Source organism: Nocardia sp. NPDC059154 (genome assembly GCF_042755705.1).
GTDB lineage: Bacteria > Actinomycetota > Actinomycetes > Mycobacteriales > Mycobacteriaceae > Nocardia.
The window spans coordinates 4,820-30,342 of sequence record NZ_JBHZCS010000099.1; the positions used below are offsets into that span (position 1 = coordinate 4,820).

Consider the following 25,523-nt stretch of genomic DNA (forward strand, 5'->3'; position numbering starts at 1 on the left):
GTCCCGATCAGCGCCATGCCGCCGCTGGCCGAGGCCCCCGGCGTGATCGGCGCATCCGGCGCACGCGGCAAGATCGTCCTGGTGATCTGAACTCAGGGTTACGCAAATCGATCGGCCTCCGGCTATATCCGTGCGACCACCGCGTTTTAAGGGATACTTGACGCGGAGGGCCGCCTGGCAGCAGGCGTTCCGGGGTAGCAGCACAGGAAGGAAAGCTCGACGTCGTGGATGCGCGTTCGGCAGCGCTGGTCCGCGCAAACTTTCGGACAGTCGTCGAGGCCCCCAACGGGCCGGAACGGCTGATCAGCGCGTTCTACGGTCATCTTTTCGCAGAGATTCCCGCCCTGCGGGAATTGTTCCCCTCCGCCATGGACATGCAGCCGAAACGGCTGGTCACGGCCATCTCGTTCGTGCTCGACAACCTGGAGGACTGGGATCGCGCGCAACGCTTCCTGGAGCAACTCGCGCGCGACCATCGCAAGTACGGGGTTGAGGCGGCGCACTACGACATCGCCGGGCGCGCCCTGCTCCACGCCTTCCGCAGCTACAACGGCACCGCGAACTGGAGCCGGCAGTTGGAGGCGGGCTGGCGCGACATCACCATCCTGATCTCGGCGTCCATGGCCATCGGCGCCAATTCGGATAAGTCGCAACCGTATTGGGAGGCGACGGTGGTCGGGCACCGGCGGGTGGTGGACGATCTGGCCATCGTCCGTCTGCAGACCGACACCCCGATCCCCTATCAGGCCGGGCAGTACGTGCCGGTGGCCATTCCGCAGCGGCCCAAGATGTGGCGCTACCTGTCGCCGGCCATCCCCACCAATCCGTACGGCGAGATCGAGTTCCATGTGCGGAAGGTGCGCACCGGCTGGGTGAGCCCGGGCATCGTGAACGAGACCCAGGTCGGCGACCGGTGGATGATCGCCGCTCCGCTGGGTGGTCTGCACGTGGATCTGAGCCGCCGCAAGGACGTGCTCATGATCGGGTCCGGTACCGGCATCGCCCCGCTGCGGGCACAGCTCATCGAGATGGGCCGGCGCGGCATCAATCCGCGTGTGCACCTGTTCATGGGCGGGCGCTACCCGTGTGATCTCTACGACGTGGAGAACATGTGGCAGCTCTCACAATCCAATCCGTGGCTCACGGTGGTCCCGGTCTGCGAGAACGAGACCAACCCGTGGTGGCACCCCTATCCGCCGGCCGAGACGCCGTTCGGCATGCATCGGCGGCTGATCGGCAACCTTGGCGCGGTGGTGGCCAGCTTCGGCGCCTGGGCCGATCGTCAGATCCAGATCGCCGGCTCGGCCCGGATGATCGCCGACACCAAGCGCGCCCTGCTCGCGGTGGGCACGCCGACGTCGGCGATAAGCTCGGATCCGGTGTAGTGCACGGCCTTTCGACAATCAGGAGTTATCGGTGACGCTCGGCCCGGACGAGACCGGAGAGCTCGCGCTCGGCGCGCAGACGGAGTGGAACGCCACGGTGGTGGGTGCGCACCGGCTGCGCGAGGACACCACGGTGGTGCGGTTGATCGGCGAGTTCGTGCCGTTCGCGGCGGGCCAGTCGGTGGAGGTGCGCACGCCGCAGCATCCGAACATGGTGCGCCGCCTGTATCCCGCGCTGCCGCCCTCGCTGGACGGCAAGCTGGAATTCCACGTGCGCACGGTGCCGGGCGGCTGGTGCAGCGGTTCCATCGTCGCCGACTCGCATCCGGGCGACGAATGGCGGATCAGCGCGCCCGCGGGCTGGCTGGCCGTGGAACCGGGGGCCACCGAGGTGGTCATGATCGCCGACGGGGTCGGGCTCGCGCCGATGCGCGCGCTGCTGCTGGATCTGTCGCGCCGGGAGCAGCCGCCGCGCACCCACCTGTTCGTGGGCGGGCGCTACCCGCGCGACCTCTACGCCTCCGACATGCTCTACCTGCTGACCGGTGAATTGCCGTGGCTCACGGTCGTTCCCGTGGTGCAGAACGAGTACGACCCGGATCTCGTCGACACCTGGTACGAGCAGTGCCGGGTGGACATCGGTTTCCGCCCGGAGGAGATGATGCCGGGCACCATCGCCGACATCCCGGAACGCTTCGGCCCGCTGGACCACCACCAGATCCTGGTCTGCGGCGGCGCGGCCATGGTCCGCAACACCATCGATCAGCTGGTCGCCATCGGCGCGCCCGCGGAAGCCATTCGCTACGAGGGTTTTTGATAATCGCCGACGCGACAACTGATTTCGCAAGGATCCGGGTAACTCTGCGGGTACCCCCGAGAGTGTTTTGGTTCCCAACCGCCGGCACGGGTGCCCAAGTCCGACGGCTCTCAGCCGTCCGCTGAATATCCGGGGAGGCGGGACAGCCGCGCTCAGAACAAGGGGTCGTGGCGGATGTTCTCGGTGGGGGTGCCCGCGGCCATGAGGCGGAACTTGGTGGTCTGCACCATGGACGGCGCACCGACGATCTGCACGTCCCGGTCGTCCCAGGAGCCGTGGCTCGCCACGATCTTGCCGATCTGACCGACCACCCGCGGCTGCAGGCCCGGATACTCGCGGATCCCGTCCAAGTCGTCGAAGTGCCACCACGGGTTCTCGGTGGACTCGGTGACCGGGTGCACGCTGAGCCACTTGTTGGCGCAGGCCAATTGGCTCAGCACCTCGAGATCGTAGAGATCGCACGGGTAGTGGCCGCCGACGAACAGATCCACCTTGGGGTTGGAGCGCCGGGCGGTCATGGCCATGAGCTGGGCGCGCAGCGGGGCGATTCCGGTGCCGCAGCCGATCATGAGCAGCTTGCGGCGGGTGTTGCGGGGCACGCCGAGCCCGCCCAGTGGCGAGCCGATCAGCCACTGCTCGCCGACCCGGCTGTGGCCGACCATGGCCGGGCTGACCCAACCGCCGGTCACGCCGCGGATGTGGAATTCCAGTTCGCCGCCGGCGTTGGCGGGGATGGCCGGGGACAGGTAGCGCCACATGCGCGGGCGGGACGGGATCTGCACGCTCATGTACTGACCGGCCGCGTACTGCATGGGCTGGTCCAGCCGCAGGCGCACGATGGCCAGGTTGCGCAGTACTTCCCGGTGTTCGATGACGGTGCCGGTCCATACCGGCGGGGTGGTCTCCCGCTCGGCCGCGTTGATCATGGTTTCGGCGATGACGCCGATGCCCTCGTCCCAGGCGCGCCCGATCTCGTCGGTCCAGATCTCGGTGCCGGCGTAGGCCTCCAGCGCGCTCTTGAGCGAGTTCCCCACGGCCTCATAGTGTTCGGCCACCACCCCGTACTTGCGGTGATCGCGCCCGAGCTGGGCCAGGAAGGGCAGCAACCGGTCCGGCTCCTCCAGCCGGTCCACCACGTAGGCGATGGCCTTGACCAGCCGGTCGCGCTGGGCGTCCAGGGCGGCGGGGAAGTGGTCGCGAACGTGGGGGTACTCCGTGAAGAGGATGGCGTAGAACGATCGCGCGAGTTTCTCGGGGCCACCTTCTTCCGCAGCAACCGCCTTGAACGTTGTTCTTATCAATGCGACGGTGCGCGAATCCATGTGTGTCACAACCCCATTTCGCAATCGAACGCAGGCGTGACCGGCGAGTGAAGTGCTGCGGGACACTCGACAGCAGCCGTTGCCAAGCAAGTGTAGGCGAGGTTAGCCAGCAACGGAACGGGACGTTTCGATAACACGGCCTTTATTCCTCGAAAACGTGAATGTTGCGGGGTATCCGAGCCGAAAACAGACTGTTCAACCGGAACACGCCGTGAGACACAGGCTTTCAGCCAACGAACCTGCCTGATCCGTTTTGCAAGACTCAGGAAAACAGCGATCCTGCCGCAACTGTGCCGGTCCTTGAATTCCCTTGCAGCATACGGACAAAACTCACGATCGGCGTCAAATTATAACGTACCGGTCTGTTTGCAATTCATCGGCGCCAAGAACTTCGCCAATCCCACAGTCCCCATTGGGAACTCAGCACATTGTCCGCAACAATCACAACCGGGCGAACACCCGTCCTCACCCGCAAAGCCTGATACAGCAAGGGAGGGGTCGGGAGCAACGCTCCCGACCCCTCCCCGTTCCCCAAACGGGACAACTGATTTCGCGAGATGCGGGTAACTCCCCGGGTACGCCCGAAATCGGTTCGGCTCCCGACCGCCGGCACGCGTGCGAAACCGACGACGGCTCCCGAGCCGGGCGCTGAAGTCCCGGGGAGGCGGCTACTGCCTTCGCCGGTTTCGGGGCTGCCACACCACGAGAGCGGTGCTGCGCTGCGGCGGGGTCAGGTCGGGGCGGTACCCCGACCGGAGCCTTTCCACCTCGGCGGTCAACTCGCTCACCCGCTGCTGCAGCTCCTCCACCTGGTTGGTGAGTTCGATGATCCGTTTGATGCCGGCCAGATTCACGCCCTCGTCCTGGGACAGGCGCTGCACCTCGCGGAGCAGCTCCACATCCCGGTCCGAGTAGCGCCGCCCGCCGCCCGAGGTGCGTTGCGGCGAAACCAGACCCAGCCGGTCATAGGTGCGCAGCGTCTGGGCGTGCATGCCCGCCAGCTGCGCGGCCACCGAGATCAGGAAGTACTGGGCCTCGGTCTTCTTCGGATCGGAACTCATTACGCACCTGCCCATCCCGCACGTGGATCGAACCCGCTGGTCTTCTCCGCCTCCGCGTAGCGCCGCAGCGCCTCGGCGGCATTGTCGTCCAGCTTCTGCGGTACCGCGACCTTCACCGTGACCAGCAGGTCACCGGCGCCGCCGTCGCGCTTGGGCACACCGCGCCCGCGCACCCGCAGGGTCCGGCCGTCGGCGGTGCCCGGCGGCACCTTGACGCCGACACGGCCGTCCAGGGTGGGCACGGAAACCGTGGTACCCAGCACCAGTTCGGCGTACGAGACCGGCAGCACCAGGGTCAGGTCGTCGCCATTGCGGCCGAAGACCTTGTCCTGGCTGACGTGCACGGTGACGTACAGGTCGCCCGGAGGCGCGCCGCGCAGGCCCGCCTCGCCCTGACCGGCCAGCCGGATCCGCTGCCCGTCGCGCACACCCGGGGGAATGCGCACGGTGATGGTGCGGGTCCGGTTCTGGATGCCGCTACCGCGGCAGTCGACGCACGGGTCGTCGATGATCGACCCGGTGCCCCGGCAGTCCTCGCACGGCTCGCTGAAGCCGAACGCGCCCTGGTTCCGGCTGACCACACCGGTGCCATTGCAGTGCGGGCAGACTCGCGGGCTGGTGCCCGGCTTGGCACCACTGCCGTGGCAGGTGGTGCAGGCGGCCGGGCTGGTCATGCGCAGCGGGACGGTCACGCCCTGAGCGGCCTCGCGGAAGCCGAGGGTGGTCTCGGTCTCCACATCCGAACCGCGCCGCGGACGCGACGAGGTCCGGGTGCCACCGCGATTGAACAGACCGCCCAGCAGATCGCCCAGGCCGCCGTCGGCGCCACCGGCTCCGGCGCCCGCGCCGAAGATGTCGCCGAGGTTGAACTCGCCGGAGAACCCGCCGCCGGGCTGGCCGTAGCCACCCCCGGGCGAGAACCCGCCGCGTCCGAAACCGCCGCCGGCGAACAGCTTCCGGGCCTCGTCGTACTCCTTGCGCTTCTCCGGATCCGACAGCACGGCGTTCGCCTCGCTGACGGCCTTGAACCGCTCCTCGGCCGTGCTGTCCCCGGGGTTCTTGTCCGGGTGCAGGTCACGGGCCAGTTTGCGGTAGGCCTTCTTGATCTCGTCCTGGGTGGCGCCGGAGGAAACACCCAGATCCTTGTAGAAGTCCTTCTCGAGCCACTCTCGATTCACCGGGCATCTCCTCCTTTCTGTGTTGTCGGTGACGCCGGGGGCGTCTGTGCGTTGTTAATCAGTGCCAGCGGCATCGGTGCCAGCGTTCGTCGTATCCGGCTGCGCCGCAGCCAGATCCGCCACACCGTCGGTGACGCCGACCAGCGCGTGCCGCAGCACGCGATCGCCGAAGCGGTAGCCCTTGCGCATCACCATGCCGAGGATCGGGTCCGCGCCACTGCCCTCGTGCTGCACGGCCTCGTGCAGGGTCGGGTCGAAAGGCTCACCCTCCGAACCGAATTCCTCGAGGCCCTGCTTCTGCAGGGCGGTGACCAGCTTGTCCGCGACCGACTTGAGCGGCCCGTTGTCGAGGTCACCGTGCGCGCGGGCACGATCCAGATCGTCGAGCACCGGGAGCAGTTCGCCCACGACCGCGGCCTTGGCGGTGTCGATGGCGGCCTTGCGGTCGCGCTCGACGCGGCGGCGGTAGTTGGCGTACTCCGCGGTCAGACGCTGCAGATCGGCGGTGCGCTCGGCCAATTCGGCCGTGATCGCGTCGGCGAGGGCGTCCTCACTGACCTCGGGAGTTCCCTCGGCCCCGAGGGCCGCGGCGGTGTCCGCCGCGGCCTCGAAGACCTCACCCGTGGCCGAGTCGACCATGTTTTCCGGGTTCTGGTTCGTCACTTCTTCTCAGGCTCCTCGACGACCTCGGCATCCACGACGGTGTCATCGGACTGCGGCGCGCCCGCGCCGTTGCCCTGGGCGGCCTGGTCCGCGGCCGAGGCCTCGTAGATGGCCTGGCCCAGCGCCTGCGACTCGGTGGCGAGCTTCTCCACCGCGGTCTTGATGACCGAGATGTCGGTGCCCTTGAGCGCCTCGTTCGCCTCCGCGATGGCCGCCTCGACCTTGGTCTTGACGTCCGCCGGGACCTTGTCCTCGTTGTCCTTGATGAACTTCTCGGTCTGGTGCACCAGCGACTCGGCCTGGTTGCGGGTCTCCGCCTCCTCGCGACGCGCCTTGTCCTCGGCCGCGTGCGCCTCGGCGTCCTTCACCATGCGGTCGATCTCCTCCTTGGACAGGCCGGAGCCGTCCTGGATCTTGATCGTGTTCTCCTTGCCGGTGCCCTTGTCCTTGGCGGTGACGTGGACGATGCCGTTGGCGTCGATGTCGAAGGTGACCTCGATCTGCGGCACGCCGCGCGGGGCCGGCGGGATGCCGGTCAGCTCGAACGATCCGAGCAGCTTGTTGTGCGAAGCGATCTCGCGCTCACCCTGGAAGACCTGGATCTGCACGGACGGCTGGTTGTCGTCGGCCGTGGTGAAGGTCTCCGACCGCTTGGTCGGAATGGTGGTGTTGCGCTCGATCAGCTTGGTCATCACGCCGCCCTTGGTCTCGATGCCCAGCGACAGCGGGGTGACATCGAGCAGCAGGACGTCCTTGACCTCGCCCTTGAGCACACCGGCCTGCAGGGCGGCGCCGACGGCGACGACCTCGTCCGGGTTCACGCCCTTGTTGGGCTCCTTGCCGCCGGTCAGTTCCTTGACCAGGTCGGACACGGCGGGCATACGGGTCGAACCACCAACGAGCACAACGTGATCGATGTCGCCGACCGAGATGCCGGCGTCCTTGATGACCGACTGGAACGGCTTGCGGGTGCGGTCCAGCAGATCCGAGGTGATCTTCTGGAACTCGGCGCGGGTCAGCTGCTCGTCGAGGAACAGCGGGTTCTTGTCCGCGTCGACCGTGATGTAGGGCAGGTTGATCGAGGTCGACTGCGAGGACGACAGCTCGATCTTGGCCTTCTCGGCAGCCTCGCGCAGACGCTGCATGGCCATCTTGTCCTTGGTCAGGTCGATGCCCGAGGTGCCCTTGAACTTGTCGACCAGCCAGCCGACGATGCGCTCGTCCCAGTCGTCGCCACCGAGGTGGTTGTCACCGGAGGTGGCGCGGACCTCGACGACGCCCTCGCCGATCTCCAGCAGCGAGACGTCGAAGGTGCCGCCACCGAGGTCGAAGACCAGGATGGTCTGTTCCTTGTCGCCCTTGTCGAGGCCGTAGGCCAGCGCGGCCGCGGTGGGCTCGTTGACGATGCGGAGCACGTTCATGCCCGCGATCTGACCGGCCTCCTTGGTGGCCTGGCGCTGCGCGTCCTCGAAGTAGGCGGGGACGGTGATCACGGCGTCGGTGATCTCTTCACCCAGGTAGGCCTCGGCGTCGCGCTTCAGCTTCATCAGCACGCGCGCGGAGATCTCCTGCGGGGTGTACTTCTTGCCGTCGATGTCGACAGACCAGTCCTCGCCCATGTGGCGCTTGACGGACCGGATGGTGCGGTCGACGTTGGTGACGGCCTGGTTCTTGGCGGGCTGACCGACGAGCACTTCACCGTTCTTGGCGAAAGCGACGATCGACGGCGTGGTGCGCGATCCTTCCGAGTTGGCCACGACGACCGGTTCGCCGCCTTCGAGAACGGCGATGACAGAGTTCGTGGTCCCGAGGTCGATACCGACCGCACGAGCCATGGTGGTTCCTCCTAGTTGACGTACCTGAGCGCCCCGGAATCCCTTCCGAGCGACTCCGGCGCACTGCAATCCCAGTAACACTGAGCGTGGTCGGCTCAATCCTGCACCCGCCGGCGGCGGCGCGCAACTTGAACTTGAGTCCAACTCGCTCAACCTTGCTGACCTGTCCCAACGGGGACCGCACGTCATCTATTCCATGCAGCACAAAAAATTCTTCGACCGATCAGCTGGGCGGGTAGATCGCCATCGGCTCGCCGATGGCGGTGACCTTGAAGTAGCCGTGCTGGGAACCGTCGTCGACGTAGACGGTCACCACCGGACTGCCATCGGCGCCCCGGGCGATCTCGACGTGGCCGATCCGGCCGTTGGGCACGCCCGCCGACTGCGGAGCCCCGGCGAGCAGGCCCGCGATCTTCTTCAGATCCAGGACCGACATGTCGAAGATGTCCACGCCCGGAGACCGGGCGATGTCGTCATAGGAGTGGAAGCTGCCGTCGTAACGGATGTGCGCGTCACGTGGCGCCGACGGATCCTGGCGGCGCTCGATGATCACGTAGGTGGGATAGAGGAGAACCTGATCGGCCTTGGTGTCGCCGAAGTGGTCCTGGTAGGCCGCGACGAAACTGGCCAGGCCCGGGCCCGTGGTCGGGTCCGGCAGAGCGGGTTTCGGTGCGGCCGTGCGCGAGACGCACCCCGCGAACGCGCCGAGCAGGGCCGCGGCCACCAGGATCGCGGCGGCGACCCGCATGCGGGTGGACGGACCGCGCCGATTCGCCCGCACCACAGGCGAATTCACCAGATTGGCGGGAATCTGCAGATCCTCCAGTACCGCGTCCAGTTCGCCGAAGGTCTTGGCCGCCATGGCCTTCGCGGTCCGGTGGGTGTGTTCGGCCGCGGTGAGCTCGCCGGCGTCCCGGGCGGCGTCGAGCAGGGTGCAGGCATCCACGCGATCGGTGTCGCGGGCCCGCAATCCCTGGGAGCGTGCATCAGCCATGATCTCGACCTATCCCCCGAACGCCAGGGTCCGCACGATCCGGCCGTCGAGGGTCGCCTCGAGGTAGCCGTTCTCATTGGCCTTGTTGCCCACATAGATACGAACGATCGGCCCGCTGCCGGACCCCTCGATGTCGAGGTAGCTGACCGTGCCCTGATCCACCTTGGTGAGCGCCGGGGCCCGGGCCGCGAGCGCGGCGATGGCCGGCACGTTCAGCGCGGCCAGATCCGCGTTCGGCGTCTGCGGCGATCGGGTCTGCGGCTGGTCACCCTGGTCGAAGCCGCCGCGATAGGTGTAGCGGACCTTGCGGTTGGCCTGGGTCCCGCGGGTGACCACCGCGTAGTCGGGGAACAGGTCGACCTCGTCGACGATGGTGTCGCCGAACTTGGCGCGATAGGCGTCCCGGAAGTAGCCGATGCCCTCGGCCTCGGTGAGTTTCGGCCGGGGCAGCACCATCGGTCCGATCACACCCAGGTCGACCGCGGGCGGTCCGGCCGCCGGGGTGGCGGGGCGATCCACGGCTACGAAGGTGCCCACCGCGACCGCGATGCTCAGGGCCGCGACGCCGGCGGCGAACCAGTTCTCGCGCCGCGACTTCGGCGGGGCGGGATCCGGCGGGGCGTCGACGGGCCGCTGCAGATCATCGGTGAGCTGGGCCAGTTCGCCCAATGTCCGCGCCTCGCCGGCGAGTTCGGTGAGGGTGCGATGGTCGGCGGCGCTCAGCTGCCCGTCCGCGCGGGCGGCGTCGAGCAGGGTGCAGGTGGCCTGGCGGTCGCTGTCGCGGGCCCGGGTGCGCGGCGGATAGCCGCCCGCGGACGGCCGACGCGCCCGCCGGCCGGCGGGCGTGAGGTCGGCGGTCTTGGTGCTCGGCTGCAGGTCGCCGATGAGTCGTTGCAGTTCGCCGAGGGTCTGTGCGGTCTGCGCCTGCTCGGACCGCTGGTGGTACTCCTCGACCGCGAGCTCGCCCTCCTCGAAGGCGGCGTCGAGCAACGCCCGTGCGTTGACGCGGTCGATGTCCCGCGCCCGCATCCGCCCGGCCCCGGGCGAATCCCCGGGCGATCCGGACGATTTCGAGCTCACGCGGGGATCGTAAACGGAACCTGGCCGTACCGCGCGGTTTCCGGCAGGGCGGTGAGCACGGGCGGGACACGCCCGGGATGCGCGCCGACGTCCGAAATGCCGGTGTTGCACGCAACCGCCCACGAAGATCGTGAGCGTCGATTTCCGCTGGTGAGGAGGCGCGATGCAGGCAAGGTTCGGTATTTCGATCCCGCCCGTCGCGGCCGCGCTGCCGGACGTCATCGATATGGCCGTGGCCGCCGACGCCGAGGGGCTGGATCTGGTGGCCATCCAGGACCATCCCTACAACGCGCAGTTCGGCGACACCTTCGCGGTGATCGGGGCCTGCCTGGCGGCCACCGGCCGGGTCAGCCTGTATCCGGGCGTGGCGAATCTGCCGCTGCGCACGCCCGCCATGATCGCCAAGCAGGCCGCCACCTTCGACCTGCTCAGCGGCGGGCGCTTCGAATTGGGTTTGGGGGCGGGCGCTTTCGAGAGCGGCGTGGTGGCCATGGGCGGGCCCGCCCGCAAGGGCCGGTCGGCGCTCATGGCCCTGGCCGAGAGCATTGCCATCATCCGGGCGGAATGGCGGCCCGGGCAGCTGGTGTCCGTGGTGGGCACCGAATACACGGTGCAGGGCATCGAGGGTGGGCCCGCGCCCGCGCACAATATCGGGATCTGGCTGGGCGCCATGGGCCCGCACGCGCTGGACCTGATCGGCTCGGCGGCCGACGGATGGGTTGCACCGCTGCCGAATTGGATGCCCTGGGAGCAGTGGGCCGGAGCCAATGCCCGCATCGACGCGGTGGCGCGCTCGCTCGGGCGGGATCCGCGCACCATCACCCGGCTGGCGGCGCTGCCCGGCGTGGTGAGCGACCGGTCGCTACACCCGGATCCCCATGGCTCCGACCCGATTCACGGCTCCCCGGAGGAGTGGGCGGACATCATCGTCCGCCTGGCCCGCGACGCCGGGTTCGACACCTTCATCTACTGGCCGCCGGGTTTCGACGTCGACCAGGTGCAGCGTTTCGCGCGACAGGTGGTGCCCATCGCGCGAAAGCTCCTGGGCGACGGCTGAACCCGCGATCGGAGCGCCGTTCGCGGACCTCCTCGAGGTTACGGCGCCGCCTTCGCGGCCTCGACCGCCTCGATCTCGGCGGGAAGTTCACTGGGCTGGCCGACGCCGGTGGTGACCAGGTCGCGCAGGCTCTCGGTGATGTAGAACGTCCACGCCGGAGAGCAGGAGTCGTAGCACTCGTAGTCGGGAACGAGCCCGACGTGGGTGAAGCGGAGTTCGGTGCCGCCGTCGGTTTCGGTGATGTCGAAATGGATTTCGGTATTCACCCATTCGGTCTTGTCCTGGACGAAGGACATCCAGTTGTCCTTGACCAGCCAGACCACGCGGCGGTTCGGCACCACCTCGGTCAGCTCGATAGCACTGCGGTGGACGCCGGGGACCTCGAAGACGAAAGTGTCGCCCTGGTGCTCGGTGCCGCCCGTAATGCCCTTCCCCCACCACCCGCGGGCGTTCAGGACGGCGGCGAAGACCTCGGCGGGGGTGCGGTCGACGGTGACGCTGGTGGTGAAGTTCTGATCAGTCATGGCAGGTCCCATTTCTTTCCTGAACACACAGGACGGGTCGGAGTGGGTCTCGCGAGAACTTACTTGCATAACGATAGTGCGGTTACTTGCATCACACAAGCGGATGAGTCAATCTGGATACATGTTGGGACGCATGTACGACGGGGAGGTGTGCTCGGCCGCGCGCACGCTGGAGATCGTGGGCGAGCGCTGGAGCCTGCTCATCGTGCGCAATGCCATGTTCGCCGGGATGACCCGGTTCACCGAGTTCCAGCGTTCGCTCGGCATCGCGCCGAACATCCTCACCAAGCGGCTCGCCGAATTCGTCGAGGCCGGAATCTTCGAGCAGCGCAGCGGCACCGGCAGCCACCCCGAATATCTGCTCACCGCCAAGGGACTCGACCTGAAACCGGTCATCCTCGCGCTCACCGACTGGGGCGACCGCTGGGCGGCGCCGGACGGACCGCCGGTCACCTACCGGCACACCGGGTGCGGCGGGAAAGTCGATGTGCGCCTGGAGTGTTCGGACTGCGACGCCAGCCCCGACCTGGCAGCGGTGACGGCCGAGCTCGCGCCGTGGGCGTACGAGATGAAGTACGGGACGCCCGCGTCACTCCAGTAGCGGGAACCGCCCCGAACGCAGCAGCCCGGCGATGGCCTCCAGCTTCGCCTGCGGCGCGGCGTAATCCGGATGCGCGCCGAGCACGGCGGCGGCATCGTGCAGGCGCACCATCTGCCGCTCCGCCTCCTCCACACTGCGCCCGCCCGGCGTGATCGGGTGCGCGGCGAAGGCGGGGCGGCGCGGATCCACCCGGCCCAGCTCGACGGCCTTCTCCACCCGCCGCGAGCATCGGCAGAACGCCTGGGGATTCGCCAGCTCGCAGGTGGATTGCAGGAAGTTCCCGAGCCGTTTCTTGGCCCGCTCCACCCGTTTCCGATACGCGGCGGGTGTCGCGCCGACGATCCAGGCGGCCTCCTCCGAACTCACCTCGAAGACGTCGGAGAGCACGTACGCCACGCGTTCGTCGCGGCCCAGGCACTGCAGCATGGCCTGGCTGCAGTTCAGCCGCACCTCGTGGGTGAGCAGCGTGGACTCCGGGCCGCGGTAATCCTCCTCGGCCAGGCCGTCTTTCAGTCCCTCGCCGAACTGGTCGAGGCTGAGCTGCTGCGCTTCCTGCGGCGTCTGCCGCTTCAGATTCAGCAGGTAGTTGACGCCGATGCGGTAGGCCCAGGTGGTGAGCCGGGCCTCGCCGCGCCAGGTCGCGAGATTGCCGACCACCCGCAGCAGGATCTCCTGGGTGGCGTCCTCGGCGTCGGCGGGCCGCCACACCATGCGCAACGCCAGCCGGTAGATCGGATCCTGCAGCAGCCGAACGATATCCGAGACGGCGGCGCGATCGCCCTCGACGGCCCGTGCGACGAGCGCGCGCTCGTCGATGTCCGATCCGGTGTCCATATCGCCAGCATAGGGATCACGGGGCACACCATGGTGCGCCCCGCGATCAGCCCTGCCACGGCGAAACCAGGCTAACCGGTCGAACCGCCCGGCCGTGCGACCCGGCGGATCAGGCCACGGCCGCAGTGGCGGTGAGGGCGTGGCGGTGTATCCACTGCGCGACCGCCTGCCCGATGGCATCGGGCTGGTCCTCGGGGCAGTGATGTCCCGCCGGTCCGATATTCGCGAGCTCGGCGGCGGCGAAGGTCCGCCGCGCCCACTCCATCACCTCCGGCGAGCCGAGACCGACACCGTCCTCGACGTGCATGACCAGCTTCGGCACCTCGGGGCTCGCGGCCATCCACCGGTCGTAGTTCTCGATGATGGCGACCACGTCGGCCGGCTCACCCTCCAGCGGGAATTCGCGCGGCCACGCCAGCATCGGCCGGCGGGACTCCGGGGTCGGGTAGGGCGCGCGGTAGGCGTCCAGGGCCTCGGGGCTCAGATTCCGGGTGGCGGCAGGCAGGTTGAATTCGATGAACATATTGCGTTCCAAGACCATCTCCTCGCCTTCGGGAGAACGGAAGCGGCGGAACAGTTCCGCGCCCTGCGGCGGCATCTCCGACCAGCGCATCGGCCGCAGGAAGGTCTCCACCACGGCGATACCGCGCACCCGCTCGGGATGCCGTGCGGCCCAGTCCATTCCGAGTGCGCCACCCCAGTCGTGGCCCACGATCACGACCTGGTCCAGGCCCAGGGCGTCGAACCAGGCATCCAGGTAGCGGGCGTGATCGACGAAGCGGTAGTCGCTCTCCGGCTTGCCGGAGGCGCCCATGCCGATGAGATCGGGTGCCAGGGCGCGGGTCTCGCCGCTCACGTGCGGGATCACATTGCGCCAGAGGTAGGACGAGGTGGGGTTGCCGTGCAGGAACACGACGGGCACCGCACCGCTGCCGGTGTCGGTGTAGTTGATGAACGAGTCCAGAACGTCGATGGTGGCCATCGTCGGTGTCCTTCCGGGTGAGTTGCCTACACCTGGTTGGACACGCGCCGGCCCAGCCTGTGACAGCGCCTAGGTGTGATCTGGGCCATACATGGGCACGGTGCCCGGCGCGACGGTCAGGCCGGGATGGACACCCGGCGTCAGGCCGTTGCCGATCGCCGTCCGCTGCAGCAGCGCGAGCAGCCGCGACCGGTCCTCGGGGTCGAGCGCGGCGAGCAGTTCCGCATTGAGCCCATCGGCGATCGCGGCCGCGCGGGCGATGGTCTCGCGCCCGGCGGGCAGCAGGTGCACGGCGTGGGCGCGGCGATCGACCGGATGCTTGCGCCGCTCGACCAGGCCGCGCTTCTCCAGGTCGTCGATCAGGCTGACCATGACATTCCGGTGGATCCCCAGGGCATCGCACAGCTGCTGCTGGGTCCGGCCGTCATTGGCCTCGAGCAGGCGCAGCGTGCCGTATTGCGGCGGCCTGATCCCCAGGGGCGCGAGCAGCGCGTCGAAGCGGTACGCGGAATGCGATCCCAACTGCCCCAGCAGGAAGGCGGCGCTCTCGAACAGCGGTGAGTACTGGGGATCGGCGTCGGTCACCTACACAGCTTACAGCAATGCCCTAACCGTGATTGCCCACTTGATTGATAATCACTTCAGGTGCATAGTTTGAGGAGTCGATCCAACCCCCGATAGCGAAGAGAGCTCGCGCATGGATACCGACAATTCCCCCACCCTCGATCCACGCCGCTGGATCGCCTTCACCGTCGTGCTGGCCGCCGGATTCATGGACCTGCTCGACGTCACCATCGTCAATGTGGCCGTGCCGAGCATCCAGAAGGACCTGGGCGCGGCCTACTCGCAGATCGAATGGATCATCGCCGCGTACGTGCTGTCCTTCGCGGCCGTACTCATCACCGGCGGGCGGCTCGGCGACATCTACGGCCGCAAACGCCTGTTCCTGCTCGGCATGGCCGGATTCACCGCGGCCTCACTGGCCTGCGGCCTGGCGTCCTCACCCGCACTGCTCATCGGCTCGCGGTTCGTCCAGGGCGCGATGGCCGGGCTCATGGTGCCGCAGATCCTCGCCATCATTCGCGTCACCTTCCCGAAGGACGAGCGCGCCAAGGCCATTGCCGTCTACAGCGGCGTCGGCGGATCCGCGTCCGCGGTCGGGCTGTCCCTGGGCGGGCTGCTGGTGCAGTGGAATCTCTTCGATCTGAGCTGGCGGCCCATCTTCCTGGTGAACGTGCCGGTCGGCCTGATCGCGCTGGCCGCCGCGGCCCTGGTGATGCGGGATTCGCGGTCCGCGCACGCGCCGCGCCTGGACGTCGCCGGCATGGTGCTCGCCATTTCCGCGGTGCTGCTGCTGGTGTATCCGCTCACCGAGGGCCGTCGATTGGACTGGCCCGCCTGGACTTTCGTCATGATGGGCGCGGCGGCCGTGGCCTTCGCCGCCTTCGTGGTCTACGAACGGTGGCGCAGCCGCAACGGCGGATCACCCCTGATCGACCTGGACCTGTTCCGGTCGCGGCCGTTCACCGTCGGCCTGGCGAGCTGGCTGCTGTTCTGGATCGGCTTCGGCGGGTTCTTCCTGATCTGGACGCTGTTCATGCAGGCCGGGCTGGGCTGGTCGCCCATGCGGGCCGGCCTGACCTCGGTGTTCTTCGCGGTCGGCGCGGGCATCGGGGCGGGCGTGTCGGTCAGCATGCTGGCGCCGCGGTTCGGCAAGTGGGTGCTGCTGGCGGGCGGACTGGTCACGGCGGGCGGGTTCGCGCTGTACGGCGCGATGGCCGCCCACTACGAATCCGATTTCGCCTCCTGGCAGATGGTGTTGCCGCTCATCGTGACCGGCATCGGATTCGGCATCGTGGTCGCGCCGACCATCGACATGCTGCTCGGGCAGATTCCCGACCGCGAGGCCGGGGCAGCATCCGGGCTGCTGAACACCGGCCAGCAGCTGGGGATGGCGCTGGGCGTGGCACTGGTCGGCATTCTGTTCTTCGCCCAGCTGGATCATGATTCGGCGCGCGGCGTGGATTCCGTTGCCGCGCAGACCCGCACCGAGCTGGCCGCGGCCGGGGTGCCCGGACCCGCGCAGGAGCAGATCCTCGCGAACTTCCGGGCCTGTGTGCGGGATCGCTCCGCCGAGGTGGATCCCTCCGTCATCCCGGCGAGCTGCCAGTCTCCGGCCGCGAATCCGGCTGTCGGCCAGGCCCTCGCGCATGGGGGTGAACAGGCCAATGCGGTCAACTTCGCGCACACCTTCGACCACACGCTGGTGTGGGGCATCGGGCTGATGGCGCTGGTGTGCCTCGGATTCCTGGCGCTGCCGCGCGACACCCGGCTCGAGCAGCACGAGGTGGAGACCGAGGAGGAACTCGTGGGAGTCTGACCCCACCGGCGGGATCCGGACACGGAGTCCGGCAAAAACGGCCGCGGGTTCGGTGATTCACCGGACCCGTAGTCCGTTCCGGTGAAGAATCCACAATGTCACCGGCATTCGACAGGAGTCAGGCATGCGCGCGACCGTGGTCAGCAAGGGCGAATTCCGGGTCGAGGACCTGCCCACCCCCGTACCCGGGCCCGGTCAGGTACTGCTGTCCGTCACCCGCTGCGGCATCTGCGGGTCCGACCTGCACGCCCGCCTGCACTGCGACGAACTCGCCGACCTCGCCGCCGCCACCGGCTACGACCACTTCATGCGCTCCGACCAGCGGATCGTCATGGGACACGAATTCACCGGCGAGATCGCCGAATACGGTCCCGGCACCCGTCGGCGCTGGAAGCCCGGCACCCCGGTGGTGGCACTGCCCATCCTGCGCACCGGCCGGCAGCCCGAACTCACCGGACTGTCGGCCAACGCGCCCGGCGGCTACGCCGAGCAGGTGCTGGTGCAGGAACCCATGACCTTCCCGGTCCCCAACGGCCTGTCCCCCGACCACGCCGCCCTCACCGAACCGATGGCGGTGGGCTGGCACGCGGTCCGCCGCAGCCGGATCAGCAAGGGACAGACCGCCTTCGTCGTCGGGTGCGGTCCCATCGGGCTGGCCGTCATCTCCATGCTGAAGGCGGCGGGCGTGCGCACCGTGATCGCGAGCGACTTCTCGCCGCGCCGCCGCGAACTCGCGGGCCGGTGCGGGGCCGATGTGGTGGTCGACCCCGCCGTCGAATCACCCTGGGAGGCAACGCCGAAGAAGCCGCGGATCACCGGCGCCTCCGACATCCTCAATCTGGGCTTCGACGCCATGGAACGTCTGCGGCGGATCCCGAACTTCCCGTGGTGGTACCTGTTCCGCGTCGCGCACACCCTCGACCGCGGTCCGACGGGGCCCGTCGTCTTCGAATGCGTCGGCGTGCCCGGCATCATCGACCAGATCCTCACCGCCGCACCGCCATTGACCCGCGTGGTGGTCGTGGGGGTGTGCATGCAGCAGGACGTCTTCCATCCCGCCACCGCCATCAACAAGGAGATCGAGCTGCGGTTCGTCCTCGGCTACGACCCGGGCGAATTCCGCGACACCCTCCATATGATCGCCGACGGGAAGGTGGATCCCAGCCCGCTGATCACCGGGACCGTCGGCCTCGACGGCATCGACGCGGCCTTCACCACCCTCGCCTCACCCGAGCACCACGCCAAGATCCTGATCGACCCGCGCAGCGACCGCACGGCACCCTGACGCCGGGCGCCTAGTGGCCGGGCCGCCGCAACGCCGAGAAAGGCGTGGTCGGGGGCTCGTGCAGGATGTCCAGCAGGCCCTCCGCGCTGCGGGCCGCGGTCAGGCAGGCATTCGCGGTGAACTGATCGGCCAGCGGGTGGCGGGCCCGGGCACGCCATTTCTGGACCGCGGCCAGGGCCGCGTCGCGCTGGGTGGCGAGATCGGTGTGGGCGGACAGGCCCAGTCGCAGCGTAGGGGCCACGCCGGTGCCGCCGATGAGGCGGTTCAGTTCGGCCAGATCTTCTGGGGGCAGGGGCAATTCGTCCGAGCGCAGGTGCGCCAGCAGGCGGAGTTCGGCGAAGCCGTGCACATCGGCGAGCAGGGTGCGCACCCGCGGCAGCAGGGCATCGGCCGCCGAACCCGGGTTGGCGATGAGAATGCGGGCCAGGGCGGTGAGGGCCGAATGGGCCTTCAATTCGTCGGCGCGCTGGGCGAATTGGACGTCCAGGACGGTGCGGAGTTCGTCGAGGCCACTGCGGTTGGACAATTCGGCCGCCAGGGCCTCCGAGCCGCGGACACCGAGCCGGATCAGGGTGACGGCCAGGCGGATTCCGAACAAACCGAAGCGGGCCGTCAGGTGGGCGCGCAACTCGGCCGGGACCGGCAGCGGCAGATCGGGATGGGCGAAGCGGTCCGCCGACAGCAGGGCCGCGGTCAGCTCGTCCACCGGGATGGCGGCCAGCGCCTCGAAGGCATCGTATTCGCGCTGGCGCAGCGTGGCGGCGGCGAACGCCAGCAGGCCCGCCACCGGAATCACGGACTGGCACAGGCCGGTTCGCTCCAGCTCGGTCGCGAAGCGGGCGGCCACATCGCGGGCGGAATGCAGGGCGTCGATGCGCCCGGCGCCGATCTCGTCGGCCCGCGACACCACGCCCACCACGCCCAGCGGACCGGAGAAGGACTGCGGCGCACCGGAACTCGCGCTCGGGCCGGCGCCGATGCGCTCCAGGAAATCCACATCGGCGGCGTCGAGACGACGCAGCAGATAGAGCACGGCATCGGCGGGCGGCAGCGCCGGGCCCGGGCCGCCCGGCGTGAGCAGCCGCGAGGTGCGCGCCGACACCTCCCGCGACAGCGAGGAGATGCCGGGCGTATCGATGATGGTGGTCTGCGCCAGCTCGGCCGACGGCCACTCCACAGCCAGGTGGTCCACCTCGCGTGGCGCGGGGGCGTTCCAGCGCAGCGCCGACAGGTCGAAGGTGAGCCCGTGCGCGCCCGGCAGCCCCTCGGCCCCGCGGCCGCGCCGCACCACCACATCGGCGCGCGCCCCGTCCAGGCTGAACGCGGTCACCCGCGGCGCGGTCCCATTGCGGTACCAGGTGACCAGCCGCGTGCACTCGGTCGCGTCGGTCGGCGCGATGTCCTGCCCGACCAGGGCGTTCAACAGCGTCGACTTACCGGCCTTGAGCTGGCCCGCCAACGCCACCCGCAGCGGCTCGTCCAGCCGCCGCGCGCACTCGTCCAGCTGACCGCGCACCCGCGGCCGCTCGCCCAGCGCCCGCCGCGCCGCCGCCACCAGCCCGCGCGTCTCCGGCACCAGCCCATACCCGACACCGCTCGCGTCGTCCCTCATAGGCTCCCGATTCCGAAGCACACCGCACCTCCACGCATCGCAAGGCATTCGCCCGGCCACGCCGAATCGTTATCAGAACCGCGCAGCTCTCACAGCCGATTCCCAGTTCCGAGTGGCAGCTCACCACACCGCGAACCCGGCCACCCAGCCCTTGATCTTGCCCGCCCGAACGTGAACGCCCTGCCTTCCTCCCGGTGCGCCGCGCCTGTTCCCGGCCCCGCGCCGGTCCGGCACATTGCCCAACTGGCCAGTGCCACTGCCACGACCACGCCCGGAGCCGGCCTCGCGCGGTGGGATCGTCCAACGGTCGCCCCGCTGACCCTCCTCAGGTGCGGAATGACAGGCCCGGTCGTGAGCACTGGAACCGCCTCGGCAGCGACACCCGGCCGCTGGCGGGCCGAGTCGTCTGCACTAGTACGCGGTGGGCGGAAGCTGCGGCTGGGCGGCGGGAGCCAGCGCGGCCTGGGGTTCCGGGCCGAGGAGGGTGTTGGCGTGGCGGCGGAGTTCGGCCACGACGTGCAGGCGGCGTTCGAGTTCGGCGGCGCGTTCGGTGCGGCGAGCGGCCTCCAGGTTGGCGGCCTCCTGGGCGGCGCGCAGGGATTCGTCGATGGAGCGCAGAGTGCGGTCGGCGATGGCGGTGAAGTGATCGCGCAGCAGGCGGTGGATGCGGTGCAGGCGGTCCTTGGTCTCCTTGCCGGTGTGGAAGGCGATGTCGTCCAGGTAGCGGCGCACCGCCATCTTGGCATCGGCACGACGCTTGGCCAGCCGGGCCTTCTTGTCATCGCTGAAGGCCTTGCCGCCCAGCAGGACTCCCGCACCCAGCGAGAGCGGGTTGATCAGGGCCAGCCCGGCCATGGTGCCGACCATGCCCGCCATCACCACGCCGCCGTAGGAGCCGCGCACACCCACCAGCAGCTTGTGGCCCAGTCCCAGATCGGGTTCCAGATCGGCGAGGGTGCAGGATTCGGCGCGGGAGTCGTCGTCGAGGGTGTCGCGCACCTCGGGCAGATCCACCGCACCGAGATCGTCGAAGTGGGTGGCGACCCGCTCGGCCAGCTTCACCGCGCGGGTGCCCGTCCACACCAGGTTGTCGCCGACCGCGGAACCCACGGTGGCCGTGAGCCATTCGTCCATGCTGTCCCAGTGCCGGCCGGGATCGTGCTGGTCGATCCAGTCCTCGGCGGTACGGGCGATATCGCGCAGGCGGTTGCGCAGATCGTGGTCGATATCCCCCGCCAGATCGGTGATGCCGTCACCCAGCGTCTGCTGCCAGGCGGCGGTGTGGCGATGCAGTTTCTCCGCCTCGGCCTTGGCGGCGTGCAGCTCCCGGATGGCCGCCGCGCCCCGCTCGGGATCACGCAGCGCGACCAGCTCACTGCCCAGCGCCAGCGCCAGATGCTCCGCGGCGGAGGATATGTCGAGGGCGACCGCACGCTGCATCGCCGCCTGATCCCGGGCCACCACCTGCTCGCGCAGGAACTGGAACACCAGCCCGAACCCGGACTCGCGACCCAGGCCCTCGTCCTGCAGGCGCATGGCGTGCGCGCGCAACACCGCTGACACCGGCAGCATGGGCATCTCGATCCCATTGGCGTGCAGGTGCTTCCGGTTCGCCTCGAACACCTGCCGCCAATGCGGATACAGGTCGATCTTGGTGACCAGCACCGCCACCGCCGGGCACAGCTCCCGCACCTGCCGCAGGAAATCCACCTCGGTCTCGGTGAGCTCGGTGGAGGCGTCGGTGAGCACCAGCACCGCGTCCGCGGCCGGGGCCTGCGCGAGAACGCCTGCCGCGCCGGTGGTTCCGTGCACGCCCAGTCCCGGCGTATCCACCACCACGATGCCGTCGGCCAGCAGCCGGCTCGGGGCCTCCAACTCGAGCCGCAGCACGGCGCGGCCCTGCGGACTGCGAGCGGTGAGGGCGGGGACCGCCTCGAAGGGCAGCGGCTCCCGGGTGTTCTCGCCGCCGTCGGCGCCCGCCGCGACCACGGTCGCCCGCGGTTGCTCACCGTAGGACAGCACCGTGGTGACCGCCGTGGTCGCATCGTCGGCGACCGGGCAGACATCCATGTTGATCAGCGCGTTGACGAACCGGCTCTTGCCCTGATTCCCCAGACCGGCCACCAGGATCCGCCGCCGCGGATCGCGCACCTTGCCCGCGACCGTCTCCAGCCGCGCGACCAGATCCCCGCGTTCCGCGGCCTTCGCCACCGCGATGGTCTCCGACACCATCGTCAACAGCGGATTCGCCGCCACCATGCCTGTCACAGCCTGCTCACCGAACCTATTCCAGCCGTTTGTGTTCCGACAGGTCGTCGCTCACCGCGGCGAGCGACCCTTCGATCTACGAGTGCAGCATGTCGCCGACGACGTCCCCGCCCGGGTGCGTTCCGAGATCCACCCCGGTGTGCGCCCCACCATCCCCGAACAGCGACGCGTCCGCACCCGGAGCATGCACCCCGCCGCCGAACGCCTGCGAAACATCCACACCCGCCCAGGGATTCGTACCGGCACCGTGCAACCCGGCATCCACCGCGGTCCCACCGTGCACCCCGGCATCGAGCCCACTCCCCACCTGCACGCCCCCACCGGCCTGCGTCCCCACCCCGGCATCCAACCCGCCGCCGACCCCGGCGACCGAATTTCCCACCCCGGTCAGACCGGTATTCACGCCCCCGCCCAGCTGCGTCCCCGCATCCAGCGCCGAATGCACACCCGCACCCAGCCCGGTCCCCACATTCGCGGCCCCGCCGAGCCCCGTCTCCAGACCCGCGCCCACCTGAGTCCCCGCGCCGAGGGCCGAGTGCACCCCGGCATCGAGGCCACTCCCGACCTGGGTCCCGAGCCCCGCACCAACATTCGCGGCCCCGCCGAGCCCGGTCTCCAAACCGGTCCCGACCTGAGTCCCGGCGCCCACCGCGGTGTCGATCCCGGTCCCGAGACCACCCTGCACGCCCGCGCCGATCCCGGTCACCGCAGTACCCACGCCGGAAATGCCCGTATCCAAGCCACTTCCGAGCTGCGCACCCAGATCCGCACCCGTGTGCAGGCCGCCATCGAGCCCCGCACCCAGCTGCGTCCCGGCACCCGCCAGAGTGTCGGCCGTACCGGAGAGACCGGTCTCCAGGCCGGCTCCGACCTGCGTGCCCAGGCCCGCGCCGACGTTCGCGCCGCCGCCGATGCCGGTCTGCAGTCCTGCGCCCGCCTGGGTACCAGCGCCCAGCAGAGTGTTGATTCCGGTATCGAGACCCGCGCCCACCTGGGCACCGGTGTTCAGACCGCCCGAGAGGCCACTGTTCAGGTCGCCGCCGAGCTGGCTGCCGACCCCGACCACGGTGTCGGCCGCCCCGGAAAGCCCGGTCTCCAAACCACTTCCGAGCTGCGCGCCCACGTTCGCCGCACCATTGAGGCCGGTCTGTACGCCCAGGCCCGCATCGAGTGCGCTGTTGATTCCGGTGGAAAGCCCGGCGCCGAGGCCGGTTCCGAGGCCACCCGCCGCGTTCACCGCGCCATCGAGACCCGTCTGCACGCCCGCGCCCACTCCGGCGGCGGTGTTCAGCGCGCCGGTGAGGCCCGCGCCGACGCCGGCAGCGGAGTCGAGGGCGCCGGTCAGGCCGGTGGTGAGGTCCGCGCTGGCCTGGGTGACGGTGTCGAGGGCGCCCTGGAGGCCGGTCTGGAGACCGGCGCCGGCGGTGAGGCCGCCGGTGAGGGCGGAGGTCAGGTCGGCGGCGGCCTGCACGCCGAGCACGCCACCGAGGTCGGTCTCCACGCCGGTGGCGACGTCACCGGCCACGCCGAGCGCGCCGCCGAGTCCGGCGGACAGACCCGCACCGAGGTCGGCGGCCGCACCGACGACCGCGCCGATGCCATCGGACAGGCCCAGTTCGAGACCGGTGCCGGTGTCGCCGGTCAGGCACACCTGGGTGGCGGTGGCAGCGGTGGTGCCCAAATTCACACCCGCGGAGTCGCCGATCGTGGCCGAGCCGCCCACGCCGCCGTTGGCCCCGAGACCGGTGTCGGCGCCCAGCCCGGCTGAGCCGCCCAGCCCGGTGTCGGCGCCCAGGCCGGTCGTCCCACCCGCAGCAATGATGTCGGACAGCTGCGAACCTCCCGCAACCAGTGCGGACTCGGCCACCATGGGGGCCACGGCGGCGATGTCCTCGGGGGTCACATTCTCCAGCCCGGCGGCGGCCAGCGCCCCGCCCGGATTGTTGCAATAGCTGACCGCGGCCTCGTGGTCGCGCAGCAGATTGAGGATGAACTCGAGAATTGCGTTGGGGCTCATGGCGAATCGTCTCCCTGGATGGGCGGGCCCCGCTGACCCGCGCTGCTCGAATTGCCTTTCACGTTAGGAAGGCAACTCGTTACGCGTAACGGGGTGAACTCCCCCAAGTTCCACAGCGATCACCTAGGGGGGCAGGCGAACATTAGGGGAATTTCCCCAAACCTGCGGGGGAATCGGTAACGGGATCCCCTCAGCTACCGACAGGCGGGGTGGGCCACGCGGCCTAACCCGAGATTTTTCGTACGAATCGGACCGAAGAGCTTTCGGCACGCGATCCACCGGTCGCGCGTTGGGTAATGACAGGGGAACTCGAATGAGTCAGGGGCTGGCGCTCGGCATCACCGTCGGGTCGTCGCATACGGTTGCCGTGACGACTTCGGGGGGACAACACACAGTACATACGTGGCCCAGCGTGCTGGGCGCCGAGCCGGAGGTTCCGGACGGTTTCCTGGCCCGGGTCGGGGATCCCGTGGACATCAGAACCCGGGACGGATCCGCGGTCCGCGCCGCCGACCTGGTGGCGGCGGCCATCGGCCGCGCGGTGGACGGCACGGGCCCGGCCGCGGCCACGGTCGCCTGCTACCCGGTCTGGTGGTCGCAGCACACCGTGGAGGTGCAGCGGGCCGCCCTGGACGCGGCCGGCCTGGACGCGGTGGCCCTGGTCCCGGAGCCGACAGCGGCCATGCGCTGGCTGCAGGAGGTGCACGAGTCCAGCCACGACGGCGCGATGGTGGTGTACGACCTGGGGGCCACCGGCCTGACGGTTTCGGTGGCGCGCACGGGGGCCATGTCGGGCCTGCTGGGCGAACCGGTACGGACCACCGAGGTGGCCGGGTCGGAATTCGATCTGCTGACAATGCGTTTCGTGCTCGCCCATGCGGTCGGCGAAAAGGATTTCGATCCTTTCGACCCTTTGGTGGAACAAGAATTAGCGGCGCTCCGCGTTCGCTGCAAAATTGCGAAAGAAACTCTATCCACAAATACCGCCACCATGGTGCCCGTGCGTTTGCCCGCCATGGCCGAAGTGGACGTACGACTGGTTCGCGACGATATCGAGGAACTGCTGCGGGGTCCGCTCCTCGGTTCGACCGATCTGGTCCGTGAGGCCCTGCGCCGGGCCGGACTCACCGCGGCCGATCTGGACGGCTTCCTGGTCATCGGCGGCGGCGCGAGCATCCCGCTGGTAACCGAACTGCTGTCCACCGAATTCGGCATCCCGGTCGCGGCCGCCGCCGACCCGGCCCACCTCAGCGCGCACGGCGCCGCCCTGCTGGCCGCCGACCTGCTCGCCGACACCACCGACACCGAGGCGCATCCGGCGATCGCGGTCGGCGGCGTGGGCCTCGCCGAGGCCGACGGCGGCCCGGCCCGCGCCCCCGGCCGCACCGCGGCCGGGCTCCCCCAGCGGCCCCGGGCCGGCTCCCCGGCCGGGCCCGCGGATCCCGAACCACCGGGCCCCGGCGGCGATTCCGGCCGAACGGCGGCGGACGATACCGCGCTGATGGCGGAATCGCCTGCGGCCCAGCGCATTCCACTGCTGCCAGACCTCCCGGTCGAGGAACCCGCCGGCGGCTTCCGGCACTGGAAGCGCCTCGCGGTGATCGGCGCGGCCGCGGCCGCGGTGGCCG

The 25,523-nt window shown here is 69.4% G+C and carries 21 protein-coding genes; 7 read left to right on the top strand and 14 right to left on the bottom strand.

Annotation, left to right across the window (positions count from 1 at the left end):
• Positions 1-224 precede the first annotated feature (224 nt).
• Entirely contained in the window at positions 225-1,385 is a 1,161-nt protein-coding gene (locus ACFXN1_RS46565) for an FAD-binding oxidoreductase (protein ID WP_354843320.1), read from the top strand.
• Between the two features lie 31 nt (positions 1,386-1,416).
• Complete coding sequence (locus ACFXN1_RS46570; RefSeq protein ID WP_379401228.1) at positions 1,417-2,202, top strand: FAD-binding oxidoreductase; 786 nt, start codon at positions 1,417-1,419, stop codon at positions 2,200-2,202.
• Between the two features lie 152 nt (positions 2,203-2,354).
• On the opposite strand, the gene ACFXN1_RS46575 is transcribed toward ACFXN1_RS46570, so the two are convergent.
• From ACFXN1_RS46575 to ACFXN1_RS46605, 7 genes are all read right to left on the bottom strand, one after another.
• Positions 2,355-3,524 (bottom strand): globin domain-containing protein, encoded by a 1,170-nt coding sequence (locus tag ACFXN1_RS46575; protein WP_379446291.1) that lies wholly within the window; start codon positions 3,522-3,524, stop codon positions 2,355-2,357.
• 668 nt (positions 3,525-4,192) lie between these two features.
• Positions 4,193-4,585 (bottom strand): heat shock protein transcriptional repressor HspR, encoded by a 393-nt coding sequence (locus ACFXN1_RS46580; protein WP_379443721.1) that lies wholly within the window; start codon positions 4,583-4,585, stop codon positions 4,193-4,195.
• Positions 4,585-5,763, bottom strand: coding sequence for a molecular chaperone DnaJ (dnaJ, locus tag ACFXN1_RS46585; protein ID WP_379388689.1), 1,179 nt, complete (start codon positions 5,761-5,763; stop codon positions 4,585-4,587). Before dnaJ ends, ACFXN1_RS46580 begins: the two co-directional genes overlap by 1 nt.
• A 54-nt stretch (positions 5,764-5,817) precedes the next feature.
• On the bottom strand, positions 5,818-6,402 hold the full coding sequence (grpE, locus tag ACFXN1_RS46590; protein ID WP_379401329.1) for a nucleotide exchange factor GrpE: 585 nt from the start codon (positions 6,400-6,402) through the stop codon (positions 5,818-5,820).
• Positions 6,403-6,422: 20 nt separating this feature from the next.
• Positions 6,423-8,261: a molecular chaperone DnaK gene (gene dnaK, locus ACFXN1_RS46595; protein WP_364619978.1), complete on the bottom strand. Its 1,839-nt coding sequence runs from the start codon at positions 8,259-8,261 to the stop codon at positions 6,423-6,425.
• Positions 8,262-8,484: 223 nt separating this feature from the next.
• Complete coding sequence (locus ACFXN1_RS46600) at positions 8,485-9,255, bottom strand: DUF1707 domain-containing protein (RefSeq protein ID WP_379443720.1); 771 nt, start codon at positions 9,253-9,255, stop codon at positions 8,485-8,487.
• Between the two features lie 9 nt (positions 9,256-9,264).
• The gene (locus ACFXN1_RS46605) at positions 9,265-10,335 is read right to left on the bottom strand and encodes a DUF1707 domain-containing protein (protein WP_379443719.1); all 1,071 of its coding nucleotides are present in this window, start codon (positions 10,333-10,335) and stop codon (positions 9,265-9,267) included.
• Positions 10,336-10,498: 163 nt separating this feature from the next.
• Between ACFXN1_RS46605 and ACFXN1_RS46610 the strand changes: the two genes are divergently transcribed.
• On the top strand, positions 10,499-11,392 hold the full coding sequence (locus ACFXN1_RS46610) for an LLM class flavin-dependent oxidoreductase (protein WP_379401224.1): 894 nt from the start codon (positions 10,499-10,501) through the stop codon (positions 11,390-11,392).
• Positions 11,393-11,430: 38 nt separating this feature from the next.
• Here the strand turns inward: ACFXN1_RS46610 and ACFXN1_RS46615 are convergent, their stop codons facing one another.
• Positions 11,431-11,916, bottom strand: a complete 486-nt coding sequence (locus ACFXN1_RS46615; protein WP_379443718.1) for an SRPBCC domain-containing protein — start codon at positions 11,914-11,916, stop codon at positions 11,431-11,433.
• A 121-nt stretch (positions 11,917-12,037) separates the two neighbouring features.
• Here ACFXN1_RS46615 and ACFXN1_RS46620 point away from each other — a divergent pair, with 121 nt between their 5' ends.
• Positions 12,038-12,517: a winged helix-turn-helix transcriptional regulator gene (locus ACFXN1_RS46620; protein WP_379443717.1), complete on the top strand. Its 480-nt coding sequence runs from the start codon at positions 12,038-12,040 to the stop codon at positions 12,515-12,517.
• Here the strand turns inward: ACFXN1_RS46620 and ACFXN1_RS46625 are convergent.
• The 3 genes from ACFXN1_RS46625 to ACFXN1_RS46635 form a co-directional block, all read right to left on the bottom strand.
• Positions 12,506-13,351: an RNA polymerase sigma factor gene (locus ACFXN1_RS46625; RefSeq protein WP_379443716.1), complete on the bottom strand. Its 846-nt coding sequence runs from the start codon at positions 13,349-13,351 to the stop codon at positions 12,506-12,508. The two genes, ACFXN1_RS46620 and ACFXN1_RS46625, sit on opposite strands and share 12 nt — an antisense overlap.
• A 109-nt stretch (positions 13,352-13,460) precedes the next feature.
• On the bottom strand, positions 13,461-14,333 hold the full coding sequence (locus tag ACFXN1_RS46630; protein ID WP_379401222.1) for a haloalkane dehalogenase: 873 nt from the start codon (positions 14,331-14,333) through the stop codon (positions 13,461-13,463).
• A 69-nt stretch (positions 14,334-14,402) separates the two neighbouring features.
• The gene (locus ACFXN1_RS46635; protein ID WP_379443714.1) at positions 14,403-14,918 is read right to left on the bottom strand and encodes a MarR family winged helix-turn-helix transcriptional regulator; all 516 of its coding nucleotides are present in this window, start codon (positions 14,916-14,918) and stop codon (positions 14,403-14,405) included.
• A 112-nt stretch (positions 14,919-15,030) separates the two neighbouring features.
• Between ACFXN1_RS46635 and ACFXN1_RS46640 the strand changes: the two genes are divergently transcribed.
• Together ACFXN1_RS46640 and ACFXN1_RS46645 are read left to right on the top strand one after the other, a co-directional pair.
• Positions 15,031-16,713, top strand: a complete 1,683-nt coding sequence (locus ACFXN1_RS46640) for an MFS transporter (RefSeq protein ID WP_379443713.1) — start codon at positions 15,031-15,033, stop codon at positions 16,711-16,713.
• A gap of 124 nt (positions 16,714-16,837) precedes the next feature.
• Complete coding sequence (locus ACFXN1_RS46645; RefSeq protein WP_379443712.1) at positions 16,838-17,998, top strand: zinc-binding dehydrogenase; 1,161 nt, start codon at positions 16,838-16,840, stop codon at positions 17,996-17,998.
• A gap of 10 nt (positions 17,999-18,008) precedes the next feature.
• Here the strand turns inward: ACFXN1_RS46645 and ACFXN1_RS46650 are convergent, their stop codons facing one another.
• The 3 genes from ACFXN1_RS46650 to ACFXN1_RS46660 form a co-directional block, all read right to left on the bottom strand.
• On the bottom strand, positions 18,009-19,610 hold the full coding sequence (locus tag ACFXN1_RS46650) for a dynamin family protein (RefSeq protein ID WP_379443711.1): 1,602 nt from the start codon (positions 19,608-19,610) through the stop codon (positions 18,009-18,011).
• 411 nt (positions 19,611-20,021) lie between these two features.
• The gene (locus ACFXN1_RS46655) at positions 20,022-21,869 is read right to left on the bottom strand and encodes a dynamin family protein (RefSeq protein WP_379443723.1); all 1,848 of its coding nucleotides are present in this window, start codon (positions 21,867-21,869) and stop codon (positions 20,022-20,024) included.
• 85 nt (positions 21,870-21,954) lie between these two features.
• Positions 21,955-23,895: an IniB N-terminal domain-containing protein gene (locus ACFXN1_RS46660; RefSeq protein WP_379443710.1), complete on the bottom strand. Its 1,941-nt coding sequence runs from the start codon at positions 23,893-23,895 to the stop codon at positions 21,955-21,957.
• Positions 23,896-24,208: 313 nt separating this feature from the next.
• On the opposite strand from ACFXN1_RS46660, the gene ACFXN1_RS46665 reads away from it, so the two are divergent.
• A partial coding sequence (locus ACFXN1_RS46665) for an Hsp70 family protein (RefSeq protein WP_379463985.1) occupies positions 24,209-25,523 on the top strand: 1,315 nt, incomplete at its 3' end.